Origin of the sequence: Actinoallomurus sp. NPDC052274 (assembly GCF_040679475.1) — a bacterium.
Taxonomy (GTDB): Bacteria; Actinomycetota; Actinomycetes; order Streptosporangiales; family Streptosporangiaceae; genus Actinoallomurus; species Actinoallomurus liliacearum.
The window spans coordinates 25366-45563 of sequence record NZ_JBFAUT010000033.1; the positions used below are offsets into that span (position 1 = coordinate 25366).

Here is a 20198-nt window from a genome sequence, read left to right on the forward strand (position 1 = left end):
TTGTCATCGCGGTGATAAGGCAGCTGAGAGAAAAGTGGGCTTCGTGCGCATCGAGAGTCACGCCGGATAAGACACGGTGTTCACTCTTCCGCGTTGTTTCATCAGTGACCGTGGGTAATGGGGGTAGCACAAATGGCGGCTACCGAGCCGGGCGGAGCAGGCCCCCGCCGACCGGGAAAACCGGCGATCCGCCGTTTTCTCGTCGACGCCGTGGCGAGCCGGTGCAAGGTGCCCGCCGCCGAGGTCGACCCGGACCGGCCGCTGGACGAGCTGGGCCTGACCTCGCGCGACGCGGTCGCCATCGCCGGCGAGCTGGAAAAGCTCGTCGGCGCGCGGCTGCCCGCCACCCTCCTTTACGAACACCGGACGATCACCCGCCTCGCCGAGGTCATCGCCCAGGGTGAATTCTCCGCTCCGCACGGTGATTCGGCGAATGACCCGTCGCCACCATCGGCTGATTACGGCGAACCGATCGCCGTGGTGGGAATCGGCTGTCGTTTCCCCGGCGGCGTGTCCGGCCCCGACGCCTACTGGCGTTTTCTGCTCGACCGCGGGGACGGCGTCCGCGAGGTCCCCGACGGCCGGTGGGACCCCTTCGACGACGGCACGCTCGAGGACGTCACCCGTCTCGGCGGGTTCCTCGACGACATCGCCGGCTTCGACTCCCGGTTCTTCGGCATCACGCCCGACGAGGCCGACGTCATGGACCCGCAGCAGCGGCTCATGCTCGAGGTCGCGTGGGAGGCGTTCCAGCACGCGGGAATCGCGCCGCCGAGCCTGCGCGGCAGCCGCACCGGCGTGTTCGTCGGCGTCTCCGCCCCCGAGTACGGCTACGTCACCGGGACCGCTCCGCTGCGGCCCCACACCGCCACCGGCGCCGCGCTGAGCATCGTCGCGAACCGCCTGTCCTACCTCCTCGACCTGCGCGGCCCCTCCATGATCGTCGACACGGCCTGCTCGTCGTCCCTTGTGGCGACGCACCTGGCCGTACGGTCGCTGCACTCCGGGGAGAGCGACCTCGCCGTCGCCGGCGGCGTCAACGTGCTGCTCTCCCCGTTGATCACCAAGACGTTCGACCTGGGCGGCGCGACCGCCCCGGACGGCCACTGCAAGGCGTTCGACGCGTCGGCGGACGGCATGGTCCGCGCCGAGGGCTGCGGCGCCGTCGTCCTCAAGCGGCTCTCCGACGCCCGGCGCGACGGCGACCGCGTGCTCGCGGTGATCCGCGGCTCGGCGGTCAACTCCGACGGCCGCTCCACCGGCCTCGTCGCGCCGAACGCCGAGGCGCAGGTCGCCGTGCTCCGCGCCGCGTACGCCGGTCTCGGCCGCCCCGACTACGTCGAGGCGCACGGCACTGGAACCCTCCTCGGCGACCCCATCGAGGCCCGCGCCCTCGGCGCCGCGCTCGGCGGGCCGGACGCCGACGGCCGACCCGTCCTCCTCGGCTCGGTCAAGTCCAACCTCGGGCACCTGGAGGCGGCCGCCGGCGTCGCCGGACTGATCAAGGTCGTCCTCGCCCTCGCCCACCGGCGGATCCCGCCGAGCCTGCACTACCGCGAGCCGAACCCGCACATCGACTTCGGCGGGCTCGGCCTCGCCGTCGCCGCCGAAGAGACGCCCTGGCCCGAGACCCACCACCGACCCGCCCTGGCCGGGGTCTCGGGCTTCGGGTTCGGCGGCACCAACGCGCACGTCGTCCTCGAGGCTGCCCCCGCCGAGGACGTACGGCCGCGACGCCGGGCGCCGGCCGTGCACACCCTCCTGCTCTCCGACGTCGAGGCCGGCCGGATCGGCCCGTACGCCGCCGACCTCGCCGACTGGCTCGAGGCCGGGGACGCGGCACTGCCCGACGTCGCCCGCACGCTGAGCCGCCGGTTCGGCCGTGGCCGCGCGGCCGCCGCCGTGGTCGGCCGCGACCGCGCGGCGCTCGCCGCGGCCCTGCGCGAACCGCGGGTCACCGGCGTCACCGTCGCCCGCGACGCCCCGCCGGTCTGGGTCTTCTCCGGGTACGGCGCGCAGCGGCCGGGCATGGGCCGCCGCCTCCTCGCCGACGAACCGGCGTTCGCCGCCGCCGTCGACGCGCTCGACGGGCCGTTCGCCGCGCAGGCGGGCTTCTCGCTCTGGGACACCCTCGAGAGCGGCGAACGGGTCACCGGCGTGTACCGCACGATGACCACGCTGTTCGGCCTGCAGCTCGGCCTCGCCGCGCTGCTGCGGTCATACGGCGCCGAGCCCGGCGCGGTGATCGGCCACTCGATGGGCGAGATCGCCGCCGCCGTCGTCGCCGGCGCGCTGTCCCCGGAGGACGGCCTCAAGGTCATGACCTGCCGGGCGCGGCTGCTCGACGGCGTCGCCGAGACGGGCGGCGGCGCGATGCTCGTCATGGGCTGCGGCGCCGACGACGCTCTCGGATACGTACGGACCGGTGCCGACGTGCACGTGGCGGTCCGGTCCTCGCCCCGGCAGACCGTCCTCACCGGCGACGCCGAGGAGCTGGAACGGGCCGCTGCCCGGGCCACCGACGACGGCCTGCTCGCCCGCCTCGTCCAGGCCGAGGGCGCCGGCCACTCGCCCGCCGTCGACCCCGTCCTCGACCCGCTGCGCGTCCAGCTCGCCGGCGTCCGCGGCCGCCTCGCCGAGGTGCCGTTCTACTCCACCGTCCTGGACGACCCGCGCGAACCCCCGGCCTTCGACGGCGACTACTGGGCCGCCAACACCCGCCGCACCGTCCGCCTCGCCGACGCGGTCGCCGCTGCGGCCGAGGACGGGTTCACAACGTTCCTCGAGGTCAACGCACACCCGCTGCTCGCCCAGGCGATCACCGAGACCGCCGACGGCGCGCTCGTCGTCCCGACGCTGCGCCGCCCGCCCCGGCGGGGGCGGGAGCGGCCGCCCGAGGCCGACGACACCGTGACCTTCCACGAGGCCCTGGCCACCCTCACCGTCCATGGGCACCTGCCCGCGCAGACACCGGACGGCCGGGTCGTCGACGTCCCCGTCCCGGCCTGGGAGCACCGCCACCACTGGATCGACGCGCCGCCGCGCGGCGCCGCCGGCCTGCATCCCCTGCTCGGCGCGCACGTCGAACTGCCCGGCGAGGACCGCCATGTCTGGAGCGCCGACGTGGGCACCGCGGCCGCGCCGTGGGCGGACCGCCCGTTCGACCACCCCCTGCTCCCCGCCGCCGCGTACGCCGAGATCACGCTGGCCGCGGGCACGGAACTGCTCGGCCCGGACGTCACCGTCTCCGGCCTGCACCTGCACCGCTCCGTGCCCCTGGAGGACCACACCACCGCCACCACGTCCGTCACCCTCGGAGACGACGGCGCGACCGTCGAGGTCCACACCCGCACCCCCGCCGGCACCTGGACCCCGACCGCCTCCGCCACCGTCACCCCGACCCCCACCCACCCGGTCGGCGACAGCGGTGCGTCCGTCACCGTTCCGGTGGGGGACGGCCCGCCGGTCGACGACACCGGCGTGGCCGCCGAGGTCGAGATCGGACCGGCCGCGGAGGGCAACCGGCACTTCCGGCTGCACCCGGACGTGTTCGGCCGCTGCCTGGCCGCGGCCGCCGCCCTCCTCGGCGAAGGCGCCTGGCTGCCGGAGTCGATCGGCGGCCTGCGGGTGCACGGGCCGACGCGGCACGGCGGTCGCTGCCTGATCCGCCACACCCCCGCCGACGACGGCCACCTGGTCAGCCTCCGCCTGGTAGGGGAGACGGGACGGATCCTGGTCGAGGCCACCGACGTCCGGATGCGCTCGTACGGGCGCACGGACCTGCCCGTGCCACTGAGCGCCAAGCTCGCCGAGATCGTCTGGGAACCGGCCGAGGCGTCCCCGGCCGACGCCCCGGCCGCCGCCATCGAGGCTCCTGGGGGCGCGGCGTCGTCGGCCGAGGGCTCCGGGGCCGACGGTGACGTGTTCGCGGACGCCGTCGTGCTGGCCGCACCCGGTGACCCGATCACCGGGGCGCTGCCCGAAGGCGTCGTCCGCGAGGTCGACGACTGGGCCGCCGCCGAACGGTGGGCCCGCGACCTGGTGACGGCGGCGGTCGTGCCCGCCCACGTCGTCACCGTGACACCCGGCGACCTGACCGACGAACGCCTCGTCCTCGCGGTGTCCGGCCTGGTCCGCGGCCTGACCAGCGGGTCAGTGCCGCCACGGCTGTGGCTGGTCACGCGGGGCGCGCTCCGCCCGACCGGGACCGGCAAGGGCGACCCGGGGCAGGCGTTCGCCGGCGCGATGGTCCGGGTGCTCGGGTTCGAGACGCCGGGCCTGCGCGCCACCCATCTCGACCTCGACCCGAACGGACCGGCGGACGCGGCCGTCGAGGCGATCGCCGCCGAACTGCGCGCCCGCCCCGCCGACACCGAGATCGCCCGACGCGGCGGCGCCCGCTACGTCGCCCGGCTGAACGCCGCCCGCCTCGACGATCCTCACCGTGGCGTCGGCCGTGTTGATGACGCCTGCCGGGGCGACGGTCGGGTCGGCGGTGGTCGGGCGCGGCCGGTGGTCCGGCGCGGGGGCGCGTACGTGATCAGCGGTGGGTACGGCGGCCTCGGGCTCGTCACCGCCCGCCTGCTGGCCGAGCGCGGCGCGGGCCGGATCGTGCTGTCCGGGCGGAGCGGCCCGCCGCCCGACGCGGAGAAGGCCATCAGCGAGCTGCGCGAGAGCGGCGTCGAGGTCGAGGTCGTCCTCGGCGACGTGGCCGCGCCCGGCGTCGCGGAACGGATGGTCGCCGCCGCCGGGGACCGGCTGCGCGGCGTCGTGCACGCGGCGGGCGGGCTGGCCGACCGGATCTTCACCGACATCGACCCGGCCGACCTGCGGCGGGTCTGGGCGCCGAAGGTCGACGGGGCGCACCGGCTGTACGCGGCGACGCGCGGGCGCGAGCTCGACTGGTGGGTCGTGTACTCCTCGGCCGCCGCGCTGCTCGGCTCGCCCGGCCAGGGCGCGTACGCCGCCGCGAACGCCGCCGTCGACGCCTTCACCGGGTCGCTCCGGGAGCGGGGCGTGCCCGCCTACACGATCAACTGGGGCACCTGGTCGCGGGTCGGCGGCGCGGCGAACCTGAGCGGCGGCCCCGCGAGCGGCATCGACCCGATCACGCCCGAGGAGGGCGCGGAGGCGTTCGAGGCGCTGCTCGCCCACGGCCGGGCGGCCACCGGCGTGCTCCGCTTCGACCCGCGGCAGGCGGTCGCGACGTTCCCCGAGCTCGGCCGGATGCCCTACTTCTCCGGGCTGGTCGCGGCGCTCCCGCAGGCCGCGGACGACTGGCCGGGCGCGGAGGCGCTGCGCGCGGCCGAGCCGTCCGCCGCCCGCGCGCTGGTCCGGGACCGGGTCGCCGACCGGGTCGCCACCGTCCTGGGGTTCAGCCCCGACCCGGCGCAGTCGCTGACCGACCTGGGGCTGGACTCGCTCGTGGCGGTCCGCATCAAGAGCGCGCTCGAACACGACCTCGGCCTGACCGTGCCCGCCACCGTCCTGCTGCAGGGCGGCAGCGTCCACGTGCTGACGACCTGGGCGCTCACCGAGCTGGGCCTGGCCGACGCGGAGTCGTCGCCCGCCCCGGCGGAGCCGCGCCGTGGGTTCGTCGACGCCCGCGACGCCGCCGAACGCCTCGTCGTCCGCGTCTTCGAGCGCGTCCTCGGCGCCGACCGCGTCTCGGCGACCGACGACTTCTTCGCCCTCGGCGGGCGCGAGGATCAGGCCCGTACGGTCCTGGAGATCCTCGAGCTCGAGGTGGGCCGCCCGATCGACCACGCCGAGCTGTTCGCGCACCCGACGGTCGAGCACCTCGCCTCGGTGATCCGCGCGGGCGAGGAGGAGGCCGCGCGGCGCATCGTACGGCCGCTCGGCCCGGCGACCCGGGGACGGCCGTTCTTCTGCGCGCACCCGGCCGGCGGGACGACGGGCGTGTACCGGCAGCTCGCCACGCTCGTCGGCGGCCCGTTCTTCGGGCTGGAGCGGTTCGCGGACGCGCCGAGTGTGGAGGAGCGCGCCGCGCGGTACGCCGAGCTGATCCGCGAGGCGCAGCCCGAGGGCCCGTACCGGCTGGGCGGCTGGTCGTTCGGCGGCGTGGTGGCGTACGAGACGGCCCGGCTCCTCGGCGACGTCGAGCTGCTCGCGCTGTTCGACGCGGGGATCCCTCGTCGCGCCGACGACCCGGCGGAGGCCGCGGCCCGCCGGTACGCCGACTTCGCGGCCTACCTCAACCAGACCTACGACCTCGGGGTCGTGCTCGACCTCGAGGAACTGCGACCGCTCGACGAGGACGCGCAGCTCGCCCTCGTGATGGAGCGCGCCGCGCCGCTCATGGAGCGGCTGCCGCCCGCGATCCTGCAGCACCAGCTCACGTCGCACGAGGACACGCGGTCGCTGGAGGCGTACCGGCCCGAGCCGTACGACGGGCGCGTGGTCCTGTACCGGGCGACCGAGCCGACGCCCTGGACCGTACGGGACGCCCGCTACGAGCTCGACGAGACGAACGGTCTCGGCGACCTCTGCCCGCGCCTGGAGGTCGTCCCGATCCGGGGCGCTCACCACCTGAACCTGCTCGATCCGCCCGCCGTGCACGCCCTCGCCGGACATCTGGGGGCACTGCTCACCTAGTAGGAGGTTCCATGTCCGATCTGCTCGAAGCGGTCCGCGCGGGTGCCGGGCCCGCCGACCTGCTCGCCTGCGAGCTGCCGACGCGGTTCCGTGCCGCGCACACGCTCAAGGACGAGGTGGGCATCTTCGACGGCGAGACGGACAAGGACGTCCGGCGCTCGATCCACGTCGGCGAGGTCGAGATGCCGGAGCCGGCCCCGGACGAGGCCGTCGTCGCGGTGATGGCCGCGGCCATCAACTTCAACACGATCTGGTCGGCGATCTTCGAGCCGATCCCGACGTTCGCGTTCCTGGAGAAGCTCGGCCGCACCGGCCCGTGGGGCGCCCGGCACGACCAGCCGTGGCACGTCCTCGGCTCCGACGCCGCAGGCGTCGTCGTGCGCGTCGGCAGCGGCGTGCGCAACTACGCGGTCGGCGACCGGGTCGTCATTCACGCCGGTGTGATCGACGACCAGGAGCCCGCGAGCCAGGAGGACGGCGTGTCGAGCCACGCCCTCGCCTGGGGGTACGAGAACAACTTCGGCGCGTTCGGGGAGTTCACGGTCGTCAAGGCCAACCAGCTGATCCGCAAGCCCGCGCACCTGACGTGGGAGGAGGCGGCGGCCAACACGCTGTGCGCCGGGACGGCGTACCGGATGCTGGTCGGCGCGCACGGCGCCCGGATGAAGCAGGGCGACGTCGTGCTCGTCTGGGGCGGCACGGGCGGCCTCGGCTCGTACGCCGTGCAGCTCGTCAAGAACGGCGGTGGCGTTCCGGTCGCGGTCGTCAGCTCCGAGGAGAAGGCCGACCTCGTCCGGCGGCAGGGCTGCGAGCACGTCATCAACCGCAGCGAACTGGAACTCGGCGACGAGGGCCTGCGCCACCCGAAGGCGTGGCGGCGGCTCGGCGAGCGGATCCGCAGCCTCACCGGCGAGGACCCGCACATCGTGTTCGAGTACCTCGGCGCGGAGACGTTCGGCGCGTCGGTGTACGTCGCCCGGCGCGGCGGCAAGATCGTCACCTGCGGTTCGTCGACGGGCTACCGGCACGAGTACGACAACCGGTTCCTGTGGATGAACATCAAGAGCATCGTCGGCAGCCACGGCTTCAACTACCTCGAGGCCGTGGAGACGAACCGCCTGATCGGCCTGGGCATGATCCACCCGACGCTGTCCACGGTCTATCCGCTGGAGGAGGCAGGCGAGGCGACCCGCGCGGTCCAGACGAACCAGCACGTCGGCAAGGTCGGCCTCCTCGTCGCCGCCGAGAAGGAGGGCCTCGGCATCGACAACCCGGCCCTGCGCGACCGCATCGGCGAGGAGAACCTCACGTTGTACCGCCGCTGACCGGCTGTCATCTGTGCCGAGGATTTTCGTCGCTCCAACGACGGAAATCCTCGGCACAAGCGTCAGCGGAAGTCGTCGGCCCACCGATGTGCTCGACCTGCTGCCGAAGGGTGAGCGACTCCGCGCCTTAGACGGTGCACGCCTGCCCCTGGTGTCCCGGCTCGGTCAACGCGGTCACCGCCGGCGCCGCCATGTCCTTCTCGTGCACGGGCGCGGTCTGCGCGTCCGGATACGGGTTGCGGACGACTCCTTCGGTCTGGATCGACCGCTGCCACCACCACAGCGTGTTGGTGGCGAACATCCCCGGGCGGATGAACGTCCAGTCGATGCCGGACCGCTCGATCGCGAGCTCGACGGCCCGGTGCTGGCGGGCGATGGGGTTCTGCTCGGCGCCGGGGGCCACGATCGACGCCGATGACAGCAGCACCACGTGCCGTACGCCTGCGGCTTCGGCGGCCTCGACGAAACCCTGGACGCCGTCCGGTTTGGCGTAGAGGAAGACCTGCTCGGCGCCGTCCAGGGCGGCGGGCAGGGTCTCGGCCCGTTCGAGATCGGCCGCCACGACCCGCATCCGCGGCGAAAGGCCCGCCGCGTCGGGGGTCCGGCTCGTCGCCCGGACCTCCTCACCCGCCGCGAGCAGACCTGCGGCGACATGCCGGCCCACATTTCCCCGGGCTCCGAAGACGACCGCGACCATTCCGTGAACTCCCTAATCGCCGGCTGTGCCGAGAAGCTTGATCAATTGGTCGTGCAGCCGATCCCGGACCAGCGGCGACAGCGGATCATCGCCCAACAGCTCTTGTACGAACTGCGGCATCGCGATCGGAGCGAAGGCCACCGCGTAGGCGATGAGCAGCGCGAACTCCGGTTCGACCGCGTCGGTGACCTCGCCGGCCCGCTGACGTGCACGAATCCTCGCCACCGACTCGGCCAGTCGGGCCCGCTGGGCCTCCAGGTGGCGTTCGCCCTCCTCGGCGTCGGTGAAGGGGCAGTCACCCAGTGCCTGCCAGATCACCAGTCGCGCCCAGTCGGGCCGATCGAACATCGCGTTCAGATAGGCGGCGATCGACTCGTCGAACGACGCGTCCTGAGCGGCGATCGACGCCTCGGTCCGCTGCCAGCGTCGGCGCAACTCCTCCAGCAGGCCCTGCTTGCCGCCGAAGTAGTACGAGATCAGTTGCTGGTTCACGCCCGCGCGCTCGGCGATCCCGGCGGTGCGCGCGCCCGCGTACCCCTTGGCTCCGAACTCGGCCACGGCGGCCTCGAGAATCCGCTCCCGGGTCTGCGATGCCGCCGTGCCGCGACCCCCGGACTGTGGCGTCCTCCGTGTCGGCATGCCGGAACATATTCAATCAATCAATTGAATGACAACCCTGATCCAACCTGGATCGACCGGCACCGGCCGGGGCACGGTGCGGGCGGGCTCAGTCCGGGAGGCGCAGGAGCTTTCCCAGGAGGACGCGCAGTTGGTCTCGCTCCGCGGCGGTCAGGTCGTGAAAGGTGTCCTCAAGGAAGCCCGGGATCGACGCCTCGGCCTCGGTGAGGCGCCGGTGCCCCGCGTCGGTGATGGTGACGGCGTACGAGCGCCGGTCCCGAGGGTTGCGCTCCCGGCGCACGTGACCCGCCTTCTCCAGGTCGTCGCAGACGCTCACCATGACCGTACGGTCGATGCGCAGCTCTTCGCTCAGTGTCTGCTGCGAGCAGGGGCCGACGGCCTCGAGCATCTTCAGCACCAGATGCTGGCCCACCCCCAGGCCGTGCTCGCCGGCATGCGCGTCGGCCGCCCGTGCGATCGCGGCCGAGGCCCGGCACAAGGCGATGTCCAGACGTTCCGCCGCCAACCGCGGGAAGTAGGTCGGCCTCGAACGATCCGCTGTCATGGTCGGCGCTGATCCTCTCACCTGTTCGATCAAATCGATCGTACAGCAACCGTCTGATCGCCAATTGTTTGACAGCAGATGATTTGTCGCCCTACGGTCTGGATCATCTGTCCACAGATTGTTGGCGATCAGATGGAGTTGTGGTGACCGTTCCCGGCAGCCGGCGACAGGCGGCCCTGGTCCTGCTGTGCGCAGCCGTGTTCCTGGACTCGATGGACCTGTCTCTCATGGGCGTCGCGCTGCCCTCGATCGGGCGTGACCTGTCCCTGCCGGAGAGCACCCTGCAGTGGCTGATGTCCGGGTACGCGGTCGCCTACGGTCAAGCTGATCAACCGCTGGGACCTCGGACGCGTGGCCGCACTCGGAATGCTGATTCAGGCCACCGGCATCCTGCTGTTCCTGTGAGCCGGCGCCACCGGCGACTACGTCACCGTCCTGCTGCCCGCCCTGCTCATCCACGGCATCGGCAACGGACTGTCCTTCCCCAGTCTCGACATCGCCGCCGTCGGCGGCCTGCCCGACGACCAGCAGGGTCTGGCCTCCGAACTGATCACCTCATCCGTGCAGGTCGGCGCGGGAGTCGGCGTCGGTGTCGTGGCGGCCGTCATGCCGCTCGGCCACTCCGCCCTCTCCGGCTACCGGCTGGCGTTCCTGACCGCCGGAGCCTTCTCACTGCGCGGCGTCCTCATCACCTCCCTCGGCCTGCGCGCCCCGGCGCCCACCGCCGAGCCGGTGTCGGCGCCAGCCGACTCCTGATCCCCGTCGCGACAACCGAGGAGAAGCAAGCGATGACCCTGAAGCTGACCCCCGACGAACTGTTGTCCACCACCCGCGCGGTGCGCAAGCGCCTCGACCTGTCCCGCCCCGTCCCCCGCGAACTGATCGAGGAATGCGTGGACCTGGCCACCCAGGCGCCCACCGGCCGCAACCGCCAGCGCTGGCACTTCCTCATCGTCACCGACCGCGACCAGCGACAGATCGTCGCCGACATCTTCCGCCGCGCCCTGGCCACCGGCGGCGGACAACCGGTCAACGACCGCGACCTGCGCCGCATGAACGCCCACCCCGGCAGCATGGAACGCATCTACGACGGGCTCCGGCATCTGTACGACAACATCCACCGCGTGCCCGCGTTCGTCATCCCGGCCGTGGAGGGACGCACCGACCGGGCATCGGTGCTCGACCAGTCCATGACCTGGGGATCGATCCTGCCCGCGGTGTGGAGCTTCATGCTCGCCGCTCGCGCCCGCGGCCTCGGCACCGTCTGGACCACCGCCCAAGGCCCCCTCGAACGCGAACTCGCCAAGGTGCTCGGCGTCCCGTACGACGAGGTCATGCTCGCCGCGTTCATCCCACTGGCGTACACCATCGGGACCGACTTCAAGCCCGCCCGCCGCATCCCACGCGACGAGGTCCTGCACTGGAACCGCTGGTAGGCGGTACGCCCCCGGTCGCCCGGGGGCTCAGCACAGGAGGGACCGTGCGGTCGGGGTCAGCATCAGCCGCTGGGGCGCGCCTGCGAGGACCGCCGACAGTCGCGGGACCACGTCCTCACGCCACGCGCGCGAATCCTCCAGCCGCCGTAGGCGCGCGGTGGCGTCGGCATGGCCGGTGAACCGGGCGAACCACACGAAGAAGTTCTCGCCGGTCCGTACGGGCAGAGCGGGGTAGGTGTTCTCGGCGTGTTCGGTCTGCAGGTACGCCAGCGGCGCGGCACCCGCTTCGGCCAGCACCGGCCGCACCCGGCGGCGGAAGAGCTCGGCGAACTCCTCGTCGAAGGGCCGGTCGCGGCGGTAAAGCGTCGCGACGACCAGCGAGGACGGCGACTCGGCCCGGCCTACCGGGGGCCGCGGTCCGCTCGGCACCGGGAAGCCGGAGCCCTCATCCACGGGCCGCAGCAGCAGCACGTCGTCGGTATCGACCATCGTGGCCCTCGCCGCGTCCCGGTGGGCCGCCCAGACGGGACCGCCGTAGAAGGCACGGAGTGCGGTCTCCCGGCTCCGCATGTCCGGGAAGGCGCGCAGCCAGACGAACCGGTCGGCGGCGTCCACGCCGCGGAACTGGCCGATCACTTCAATGCCGGTCGCCTCCTGCGACTCGACGAACTCCCGCTCGAAGAGATCGATCAGCACGTCGCGCGTGCCCCTGTACAACGTGTACTGCCGCAGCTCAAAGACCTGCGACCGGGCTCCACTCATCAGGCAGTCCTTTCTGTAATCAACGTTGTTACATTTTCGCCCCGGCGGCGCGGCGGGCATGGTCACTCAGCTCGCCCGCAGGGTCTGCCGGAGCACGTCGGCGATCGACGTGCGGCCGAGCTCCCGTCGCAGGGCCTGCTCGGCTCCGTCGTAGATCGACCCGAGCGCCGGGCGAATGCCCTTGCCGACCGGGCATTCGAGGTTCGGCTCGGTGTGATGCATCCCGAACAGCGGATCCCGCTCGACCGCGTCATAGACCTCTACGAGGAGGATCTCCTCGGCCGGCCGGGCGAGGCTCCAGCCGGCCCCCGGGCCGTGACGGACGCTGACGAGACCCGCCCGGCGGAGGTCGCCGAGGCTGCGGCGGATGATCACCGGGTTGGTGTTGACACTGGCGGCGACCTGGTCCGACGTGAGCTGATCCCGCCCCTGCCGCTGCGCCAGCGCCAGCCAGGCGAGAGCGTGCACGGCGATAGTAAGCCGACTGTTCGCCGCCATGACCACCTCCTGTAACAGACGATGTTACAGAAGCTGGCCCGACGCGGCCACGATTCGCGAATCGCGGTCGCCCATCGGCGGACCGGAACCTGCGGCCCACGGCTCCTGACCGGTGGGATGCGCGAAACACTCGGTCAACGCAGGTCGCAGGTGGCGATTCGCCGACTTCGACCCACTATTGCGGTGCCATCGCCGAGCCTTCCGTACGCTTCCGCACGGTCGTCCCGGCCGCCGAAGGCTCTACTTGGTGCGCAACCTGGTCCCCGCCTGGGACGAGCTTCCGTCGCTCACACCCGCGAGAACCGACGCCCCGGCGGGGCACCCTCTCGTACCGTCCTGGAGCTGCGCGTCTGTGCCGAGGATTTCCGTCGCTCCAATGACGAGAATCCTCGGCACCGGTGCGCCGCGCCCTATCGGCCATCCGGGTTGCGCCTGGACAATCTCCGATATGACCACAGAGCAGCCGACGGCCGGGGAAGCCGCCGCCCTGATCCAGGCCGTCCTCGGGCTGGACCATCCGCCGCCGCTGCGTCCCATCGGCGAGGGCGGCGAGCACAAGTCGTGGTGGGTCGCCGATCGTTACGTGGCCCGATTCGCTTTGGACCGGACGGCGAGCCATCGCCAGCGACGTGAACTGGCACTGCGTGACCTGATCCGCCCGTACACCGACGTTCCCGTTCCGCACTCGGTCGGCCATGGTGAGTGGGCTCCCGGCTGCGGCTTCACCGTCGACGCCCGGCTGCACGGCGCATCCGGTGAGGAGCGGACCCTCTCGTCGGTCGGCGAGACGCAACTCGCCATGCTGCTGCGTGGGCTGTACTCGATCCCGGCGACCAGGGTGGAAGCGATCGGCGTGCCTCTGGGCGGACCGATCGATTGGGAGCGACTCACGGCGCGCGCCGAAGCGGCCCGGCTCCGTCTGTCCGGTACCGAGACGGTCTCCGCGACACCGCTCCGGTCGCCGAGGCCGATCCCCGTCGTGGAGCCGGTGCTGGTGCACGCCGATCTCAAGGGCGAGCACCTGGTGGTGCGCCCGGACGGCACCCTCGCCGGCGTCCTCGACTGGACGGACGCCGAACTGGCCGAACCGGTGAAGGACATCGCGGGCCTCGCGATCTCGGTCGGCGCTCCGGCGGCGGTCCGGATCGCGATCGAGGCAGGTCACGCCCGGGAGACCGCGACATGCGGAGTGTTCCTGGCCCGGTGCGAGACGCTGGTTCGCCTTGATGAGCGGCTCCGCGGCGACACCGACAGCCCGCTGCCCTTGCTGCGTCGCCAACTGACCCGCGCCTGGGCAGAGCCGGTGCCGTGACCTGCCCGCGCAGGCTCTCAGCCACCGGGCGCCGAGCCCGCAGATCGCCAGGTTCTCCGGATCGCAGGGCGGCGCATGCTCCCGATGGCGGGCTGCGCGAAACTCTCGGCCAGCGTGGACAGGACGTGGCGATTTCGCCGACTTCGGCCCGGTACGGCTGCGCCATCACCGAGCTTTTCGTGCACTGCGGGGAGCAACGATCCGGGTATATCGCCGTCAGGCAACCTCCAAGAGCCGACGCCCAGGCGGGAGGCTTCTGCCCTTGCGCGGGGATGCGGCGGCCCTATGCGCGGGCGGGGCCGGTCGAGGCGCGGGGGGCCAAGACCGGGGAGAGGCGCTCCGAACCGACGTCCTCGCCCGCCAGCAGGCGGGTCAGGAGTTCGAGGGCGCGGCGGCCGATCTCGTGCATCGGAACGGCGACGCTGGTGAGCGGGATCGGGAGTTCCGCGGCCAGCGGGGTGTCGTTGTAGCCCATGATCGCGACGTCCGTACCGACCCGGAGGCCGTGATCGCGGGCCGCGCCCAGGGCGCCGATCGCCGCGAAGTCGTTCACGGCGAAGATCGCGGTGGGCCGGTCCGGTGATCGGAGCAGCTCGTCCGCGGCGGCTCGCCCGCCGGCGGTGTCGAACGGTGAGCACAGCACCCGTGCCTCCGGGACGCGGATGCCGTGGTCCCGGTAGTGGTCGATGAAACCGGCGGTGCGGTCGGCGCCGGTGCTGGCGAACGGCGAGCCCGCGATGACGGCGACGTCGGTGTGGCCCAGGCTCAGGAGGTGTTCGGCGGCCAGCCGGCCGCCGAGCCGGTCGTCGGGCGTCACCGACGGGTGGTCGCCCGCCCTGCGGTTGACCAGGACGAACCGCACTCCGTCCGTGGCCAGCCGGTCGAGGAAGGCGTCGTCGAGGCGGGCGTCGCCGAAGATCAGGCCGTCGACGCGGCGGGCGAGCAGCATCTTCGTTCGCGTTCGCCGGGTCTCGTCGTCATCGAGGGTGTTGGCGGCGATGGTGGTGAGCCCGTGTTCGCCGGCCGCCTCGTCGATGCCCTCGTAGATCGTCGAGAGCACGAGGTCGGACAGCCGGGGGACCAAGACCCCGATGAGCCTGCTGCGCCCGGTGCGCAGACCGCTGCCGTGGGGGTCGGGCTGATAGCCGAGTTCGGCGGCCAGACGGCGGATGCGCTCGGCGGTGTCGCCGGAGGCCGCGCGCACACCGTCCTCGGCGGGCCCGTTCAGCACACGGGAGACGGTGGAGACGTGCAGCCCGAGCTGATCGGCGATGGACCGCAGAGTCACCGGGCGAGCCTTCGGGTCCGCCACGAACCCCTCACCTCCTTCGGCACCGGCTCACCTTATGCCGGTGGCCGCGTCGCGGGGCAACCATCGCACCGGCTGCCCGCACCGTCCGCTGCCGCCGTCCGCCCGCGCTGCTCGGGGTGGCCGTCCGCCTGCCTCGCTCGGGGCGGTCGCCCGCCCGCGCGGTCCAGGGTGGCCGTCCACCCGCCTCGCTCCGGATGGTCGCCAGCCCGGTCCTCCTGAGGCGATCGGCGAGTCGGATCGCCGCTCGCCTCTTGACGGCTTCCGGCATGGGAGTTCATGCTAACCCAAACGTTTGGCCCAAACGTTTGGGCAACGGGAAAGGACCCCGCGATGACGACCACCCCTCCGCACGGATCATCGGCGCCCGACTCGTCCGTCAGCCCGGCGCGGGTCGCCGTGATCCAGTTCGACCCCCAGGTCGGCCTGGAGAACCGCGCCGCCAACTCCGAACGGGCGCTCGCCCTGGCGGCCCGTGCCGCCGACGACGGCGCCACCCTGATCGTCCTGCCGGAGCTGGCGACGACGGGCTACAGCTTCCGCACCCGCGCCGAGGCGTACGACCACGCGGAGAGCGTTCCGGACGGGGAGACGGTCCGGGCCTGGGAGTCCTTCGCCCGGCAGCGTGGGGTGTACCTGGTCGGCGGCCTGGCCGAACGCGACGGCGTGCGCCTGTACGACACGGCCGTCCTCGTCGGACCGGACGGCTATGTGGGCCGCTACCGCAAGGCCCACCTGTGGAACGAGGAAAAGCTGTGGTTCACCCCCGGTGACCTGGGCTTTCCGGTGTTCGAGACGCGGATCGGGCGGATCGGCCTGCTGGTCTGCTGGGACATCTGGTTCCCCGAGGTGCCCCGGCTGCTGGCCCAGCAGGGCGCGGACATCATCTGCAGCGTCAACAACTGGGTGTGGACGCCACCGCCGATATTCGACGAGAGCGGCAGGTGCATGGCCTCGTACCTGACCATGACCGCCGCGCACGTCAACAACGTGTTCATCGCCGCCGCCAACCGGGTCGGGACCGACCGGGACGCCCGTTTCCTCGGCTGTTCGCTCATCGCCGGGACCAACGGCTGGCCGATCGGCCGGGTCGCGGGCGCCGAGGAGGAGACCATCCTGACGGCCGACATCGACGTCGTCTCCGCCCGCAGCGCCCCGATCTGGACTCCGTTGAACGACCTGATCCGCGACCGGCGCACCGACCTGTACGACCCGATGCTCGGCTACACCCGCAGCCCCGCGGCCCCGCGCTGAGGACCGGTCGCGATGACCACGACGACACTCCGCGCCCCCGAACGCGCGCACGCACTCAGGCTCTGGGCCACCGCCATCACGGTCGTCGCTCTGGCGTCGTCGCTGGCGCTGGCGCTGACCCTCCTGCGGCCCGCGCTCCCCGCCGTCGTTCCCGGGTACACCTCCTGGCGGCTCGGCTACGCCCATCCGGCCTGGTACGTGTACTGGATCCTCGGCGACACCACCGAGGCGACGCTGGCCAAGTCCGCGCTCGGCGGCCTGTTCATGATCGCCGGTGCGGCGTTCGCGCACGCCGCCCGGCGGCGGGGAGCCCGCTACCAGGGGTTCACGCAGGCGTGCGGCACGGGGATGTGGCCGTGGGTCGCCCTGAGCGGTGGCCTGGGAGTGGTGGCGAGCAACCTGCTGTGGGGGTGGACGCTGTCGAGGCCGGGCGGCTGGCAGCCGACGTTCGCGCCGTTCGTCTCCGTCCCGCCCGCGGTGGTGATCCTGTACGGCGAGGGCTGGCTCGTCGCCGTGACCGGGGCGGCGCTGGGCGCCACCCTCGTCACGCCCATCGCCGTGCTGGCGGTGAACGAGGTGTGCGTCCCGCTGGGCCTGTCACCGGTGGTGGGCAGCGTGCTGGCCATGTCCCTCGGCGGCCTCATCGCCTGCTCGATCTGCACCCGGCTCCCATGGATGCCGCCCCTCCGGGCGAGCCTCACCCCTACCGAGCCGATGCCGCCGGCCCAGGTCCGCCACGCCCCGTCCTGGGTGCCGCGCCGGATCCTCGCGGACCTCACCGAGGCCCAGTTCTACGGCAATGAGTGGGCCGGAGCCGCGCTGCTGCTGGGCTGCGTGCTGCACTTCCTCCTGAACCCCGCCGCGCCCGCGTACGGCAGCGGTCTGCTGCCGCACCTGCTCGCCGCCCAGATCCTGACGGCGGCCTGCGGCGTGATGTTCTGGCGCGGGCGCCATGCGGCCCACGGCTGGTACCCGACCTTCGTCCCCGTCGTGTCGGTCGCCCCGGCCACCGTGCTGGCCTTCGGTGGAACGCTCCAGGCGATCATCTTCGGTGCCCTGCTCGGCGCTATGATCGCACCCCCGCTCGCGGCGACGCTGGCCCGGCGGCTGCCGCCGCACCTGCCGCCGATGGTCGCCTACACCGCCGTCATGGCGCTGTGCACGGCGACGATCATCCCCCTGCTCGACCTGCTTCCCGGCTTCCGGCACGTGTGACGGCGGCCGCCGACTCCCAAGGAAACACCGTGACCTCCTCCCGTACGAGCGCCGCGACCGGCGGCTACTTCGCCGGCCGGTCGCTCCGCGACCTCGCCGCGGACCTGCGGCGACGCCGGATCACGGCCACCGACCTCGCGCGCCACTCGCTCGACGCCGTCGCCCGGCTCGACCCCCTCGTCAACGCGTTCACGACCGTGTCCGCCGACCAGGCGCTGGCCGCTGCCCGGCAGGCGGACCGCGAACTCGCCGACGGCCTCGACCGGGGCCCCCTGCACGGCATACCGGTGGCGGTCAAGGACGTCATCATGGTCGCGGACCGGCCCGTGACCATGGGCTCCCGGCACTTCGCCGACCACGTGTCCTCCACCGACGCCGGCTGTGTCCGGCGGCTGAAGGAGGCGGGCGCGATCCTGGTCGGTCAGACGACGACCCACGAGTTCGCCTACGGCCCGACGGGCGACCGCTCCGCGACCGGCCCCTGCCGCAACCCGCGTGATCCCGCGCGGATGTCCGGCGGTTCCAGCGCCGGAAGCGCCGCGGCCGTGGCGGCGGGCATGGTCCCCCTCGCCATCGGCACCGACACCGGCGGTTCCGTCCGCATCCCGGCGGCGCTGTGCGGGGTATCGGGATTCAAGCCCGCGTACGGCGTGATCTCGACCGACGGCGTCTTCCCCCTGTCCGAGACGCTGGACCACGTCGGCCTGCTCGCCGCGAGCGCGGACGACTGCCGGATCGCCTACGGCGCACTCGTCCCGGACCGCGGACCGTCGGCGGAGGGCGCGTCCCGAGTCGGCTGGCTCGACACTCGCGCGCTCTTCCCCGCCGACGCCCGCGTCCTGCGCTCGGCGCGTACCGCGCTGGAGGGCCCGCTCGACGTGCTCCGCCTCCCGCAGCGGGTCGCCGAGGACCTCCATGAGGCGTTCGTCGCGATCCAGAGCGGCGAGGCGCCGGCCGTCCACGCCGAACGCCTGGCCGAGCGGCCCGGCCTGTTCGACCCGGAGGTCCTCGAACGCCTCCGGACGGCCGCCACCGTGCCCGCCTGGCGGTACGTGCGGGGGCTGCGGGCACGCCCGCGGCTCGCCGCCGCCGTCGCCGCGCTCTTCGAGAACCATGACGTCCTCGCGCTGCCGACCGTGCCGATCACCGCGCCGCCCATCGACCGGCGGGAGGTCGACCTGGACGGCGGGCGGGTGCGCGTACGGGACGCTCTGCTCGCGCTGACCAGCGCCTGGAACGTTCTCGGGCTGCCCGCGCTCACCATCCCGGCCGGGACGGTCGACGGCCTGCCCACCGGGCTGCAGCTCATCTGCCGGATCGGCGAGGAGGACCGGCTCTTCGAGACCGCCGCCCGCGCCGTTCCCCGACCCGATCACGAAGATCCCCTCATTGGAGAGTCGCTTGTCCACTGACCACGAGATCCTGGAGCTTCCCGACTTCGCGCTGGAGAACGGGGACACCCTGCGGCCGGCCCGGCTCGCCTACAAGACGTACGGTCGGCTGAACGCCGACCGGACCAACGCCGTCCTGTTCCCCACCTGGTTCGCCGGGGATCACCGGTCCAACGAGTGGCTGATCGGCGAGGACCGGGCGCTGGACCCGCGGAAGTACTTCGTCATCGTGCCGAACCTGTTCGGCAACGGCGTGTCCTCGTCCCCCTCCAACACCCCGCCGCCGCACGCCGCCGCCGACTTCCCCGACGTCACCATCCGCGACAACGTCCGGGCCCAGCACGTCCTGGTGACCGAGCACCTCGGCATCGAACGGCTCGCACTCGTCCTCGGATGTTCGATGGGCGCCCTGCAGACCTATCAGTGGGCGGTGAGCCATCCCGAGATGGTCGCGCGCGCCCTGCCGTTCTGCGGGGCGCCGAAGACCTCGCCGCACAACGCGGTGTTCATCGAGAGCCTGCGGGCGACCCTCACCCTGGACGCCGCCTACCGCGACGGGCGCTATGAGACGCCGCCTCTCGCGGGTATCAGGGCGTTCTCCCGGGTCTACGCCGGCTGGGGGTTCTCCCAGGCCTTCTACTGGGAGGAGACCTACCGGCAGCTCGGCTTCACGACGCTGGAGGACTTCCTGCCCGGCTTCTGGGAGGCCAACTTCATCGACCAGGACGCCAATGACCTGCTGGCGATGCTGTGGACCTGGCGGCACGCCGACGTGTCGGCGACGCCCGGGATGGACGGCGACCTCGAGCGCGCGCTCGGCTCCATCACGGCCGAGACCCTCGCCCTCCCCGCGGAGAAGGACCTGTACTTCCCGCCCGAGGACGAGATCCGCGCCGCGCGGCACATCCCCGGCGGCCGGGTCCGGGTGATCCCCGGGATCTGGGGCCACCTGACCGGCGGCGGCGCCAACCCCGCCGACGCCGCCTTCATCGACGCCGCCGTCCGTGACCTGCTGGCCACCGAGACCGACAAGGGGTAGCCGTGGAAATCACCGTGCCGTACGGGGCCGCGGACCGTATGGTGGAGGCATGAACACGTCCGTAGGTCAGGTGATGATGCGCCCCGCACGGGGCCGCTGACGCTTGACGGACGTACGAATCCGAGGCCCTGGCACGGGGCCTCGATTCGTGTTCGCGCATCG

General features: G+C 72.7%; 15 protein-coding genes. 9 read left to right on the plus strand and 6 right to left on the minus strand.

What is annotated here, in order from left to right:
- The first annotated feature begins 132 nt into the window (after positions 1 to 132).
- Together AB0K82_RS25970 and ccrA are read left to right on the plus strand one after the other, a co-directional pair.
- Positions 133 to 6615 carry an SDR family NAD(P)-dependent oxidoreductase gene (locus AB0K82_RS25970; RefSeq protein ID WP_364401461.1) on the plus strand — a complete coding sequence of 2161 codons (6483 nt, stop codon included), beginning with the start codon at positions 133 to 135 and terminating at the stop codon, positions 6613 to 6615.
- Positions 6616 to 6626: 11 nt separating this feature from the next.
- A complete protein-coding gene (gene ccrA, locus AB0K82_RS25975; protein WP_364401462.1) occupies positions 6627 to 7940 on the plus strand; it encodes a crotonyl-CoA carboxylase/reductase in 1314 nt (437 codons plus the stop codon).
- A 127-nt stretch (positions 7941 to 8067) separates the two neighbouring features.
- On the opposite strand, the gene AB0K82_RS25980 is transcribed toward ccrA, so the two are convergent.
- The 3 genes from AB0K82_RS25980 to AB0K82_RS25990 all read right to left on the minus strand — a co-directional run bounded on the left by AB0K82_RS25980 (position 8068) and on the right by AB0K82_RS25990 (position 9820).
- Positions 8068 to 8637, minus strand: coding sequence for an NAD(P)H-binding protein (locus AB0K82_RS25980; protein ID WP_364401465.1), 570 nt, complete (start codon positions 8635 to 8637; stop codon positions 8068 to 8070).
- A 12-nt stretch (positions 8638 to 8649) separates the two neighbouring features.
- Positions 8650 to 9276 carry a TetR family transcriptional regulator gene (locus AB0K82_RS25985; protein WP_364401467.1) on the minus strand — a complete coding sequence of 209 codons (627 nt, stop codon included), beginning with the start codon at positions 9274 to 9276 and terminating at the stop codon, positions 8650 to 8652.
- A gap of 88 nt (positions 9277 to 9364) precedes the next feature.
- A complete protein-coding gene (locus AB0K82_RS25990) occupies positions 9365 to 9820 on the minus strand; it encodes a MarR family winged helix-turn-helix transcriptional regulator (RefSeq protein WP_364401470.1) in 456 nt (151 codons plus the stop codon).
- Between the two features lie 561 nt (positions 9821 to 10381).
- Here AB0K82_RS25990 and AB0K82_RS25995 point away from each other — a divergent pair.
- Both AB0K82_RS25995 and AB0K82_RS26000 read left to right on the plus strand, forming a co-directional pair.
- A complete protein-coding gene (locus tag AB0K82_RS25995) occupies positions 10382 to 10576 on the plus strand; it encodes a hypothetical protein (RefSeq protein WP_364401472.1) in 195 nt (64 codons plus the stop codon).
- A gap of 32 nt (positions 10577 to 10608) precedes the next feature.
- The gene (locus AB0K82_RS26000; RefSeq protein WP_364401475.1) at positions 10609 to 11256 is read left to right on the plus strand and encodes a nitroreductase family protein; all 648 of its coding nucleotides are present in this window, start codon (positions 10609 to 10611) and stop codon (positions 11254 to 11256) included.
- Between the two features lie 27 nt (positions 11257 to 11283).
- On the opposite strand, the gene AB0K82_RS26005 is transcribed toward AB0K82_RS26000, so the two are convergent.
- Together AB0K82_RS26005 and AB0K82_RS26010 are read right to left on the minus strand one after the other, a co-directional pair.
- The gene (locus AB0K82_RS26005) at positions 11284 to 12018 is read right to left on the minus strand and encodes an NIPSNAP family protein (protein ID WP_364401477.1); all 735 of its coding nucleotides are present in this window, start codon (positions 12016 to 12018) and stop codon (positions 11284 to 11286) included.
- 66 nt (positions 12019 to 12084) lie between these two features.
- Positions 12085 to 12516: an Rrf2 family transcriptional regulator gene (locus AB0K82_RS26010; RefSeq protein WP_364401480.1), complete on the minus strand. Its 432-nt coding sequence runs from the start codon at positions 12514 to 12516 to the stop codon at positions 12085 to 12087.
- Positions 12517 to 12964: 448 nt separating this feature from the next.
- Between AB0K82_RS26010 and AB0K82_RS26015 the strand changes: the two genes are divergently transcribed.
- A complete protein-coding gene (locus tag AB0K82_RS26015) occupies positions 12965 to 13828 on the plus strand; it encodes an aminoglycoside phosphotransferase family protein (protein WP_364401483.1) in 864 nt (287 codons plus the stop codon).
- A 283-nt stretch (positions 13829 to 14111) separates the two neighbouring features.
- Here AB0K82_RS26015 and AB0K82_RS26020 read toward each other — a convergent pair whose 3' ends face one another.
- Positions 14112 to 15140 carry a LacI family DNA-binding transcriptional regulator gene (locus tag AB0K82_RS26020; protein ID WP_364401485.1) on the minus strand — a complete coding sequence of 343 codons (1029 nt, stop codon included), beginning with the start codon at positions 15138 to 15140 and terminating at the stop codon, positions 14112 to 14114.
- A gap of 330 nt (positions 15141 to 15470) precedes the next feature.
- Between AB0K82_RS26020 and AB0K82_RS26025 the strand changes: the two genes are divergently transcribed.
- From AB0K82_RS26025 to AB0K82_RS26040, 4 genes are read left to right on the plus strand one after another with little or no spacing between them, the layout of a single operon-like run.
- Complete coding sequence (locus tag AB0K82_RS26025; RefSeq protein ID WP_364401488.1) at positions 15471 to 16391, plus strand: nitrilase family protein; 921 nt, start codon at positions 15471 to 15473, stop codon at positions 16389 to 16391.
- Positions 16392 to 16403: 12 nt separating this feature from the next.
- The gene (locus tag AB0K82_RS26030) at positions 16404 to 17606 is read left to right on the plus strand and encodes a hypothetical protein (protein ID WP_364401491.1); all 1203 of its coding nucleotides are present in this window, start codon (positions 16404 to 16406) and stop codon (positions 17604 to 17606) included.
- A gap of 29 nt (positions 17607 to 17635) precedes the next feature.
- Complete coding sequence (locus AB0K82_RS26035; RefSeq protein ID WP_364401492.1) at positions 17636 to 19018, plus strand: amidase; 1383 nt, start codon at positions 17636 to 17638, stop codon at positions 19016 to 19018.
- Positions 19008 to 20036 (plus strand): alpha/beta fold hydrolase, encoded by a 1029-nt coding sequence (locus AB0K82_RS26040; protein WP_364401493.1) that lies wholly within the window; start codon positions 19008 to 19010, stop codon positions 20034 to 20036. Before AB0K82_RS26035 ends, AB0K82_RS26040 begins: the two co-directional genes overlap by 11 nt.
- The last annotated feature ends 162 nt before the right edge of the window (positions 20037 to 20198 follow it).

Excerpts from the sequence above, each read along its gene's own strand:
- AB0K82_RS25970 (WP_364401461.1), top strand. The coding sequence starts at position 133 with ATGGCGGCTACCGAGCCGGGCGGAGCAGGCCCCCGCCGACCGGGAAAA.
- ccrA (WP_364401462.1), top strand. The coding sequence starts at position 6,627 with ATGTCCGATCTGCTCGAAGCGGTCCGCGCGGGTGCCGGGCCCGCCGAC.
- AB0K82_RS25980 (WP_364401465.1), bottom strand. The coding sequence starts at position 8,637 with ATGGTCGCGGTCGTCTTCGGAGCCCGGGGAAATGTGGGCCGGCATGTC.
- AB0K82_RS25985 (WP_364401467.1), bottom strand. The coding sequence starts at position 9,276 with ATGCCGACACGGAGGACGCCACAGTCCGGGGGTCGCGGCACGGCGGCA.
- AB0K82_RS25990 (WP_364401470.1), bottom strand. The coding sequence starts at position 9,820 with ATGACAGCGGATCGTTCGAGGCCGACCTACTTCCCGCGGTTGGCGGCG.
- AB0K82_RS26000 (WP_364401475.1), top strand. The coding sequence starts at position 10,609 with ATGACCCTGAAGCTGACCCCCGACGAACTGTTGTCCACCACCCGCGCG.
- AB0K82_RS26005 (WP_364401477.1), bottom strand. The coding sequence starts at position 12,018 with ATGAGTGGAGCCCGGTCGCAGGTCTTTGAGCTGCGGCAGTACACGTTG.
- AB0K82_RS26010 (WP_364401480.1), bottom strand. The coding sequence starts at position 12,516 with ATGGCGGCGAACAGTCGGCTTACTATCGCCGTGCACGCTCTCGCCTGG.
- AB0K82_RS26015 (WP_364401483.1), top strand. The coding sequence starts at position 12,965 with ATGACCACAGAGCAGCCGACGGCCGGGGAAGCCGCCGCCCTGATCCAG.
- AB0K82_RS26025 (WP_364401488.1), top strand. The coding sequence starts at position 15,471 with ATGACGACCACCCCTCCGCACGGATCATCGGCGCCCGACTCGTCCGTC.
- AB0K82_RS26030 (WP_364401491.1), top strand. The coding sequence starts at position 16,404 with ATGACCACGACGACACTCCGCGCCCCCGAACGCGCGCACGCACTCAGG.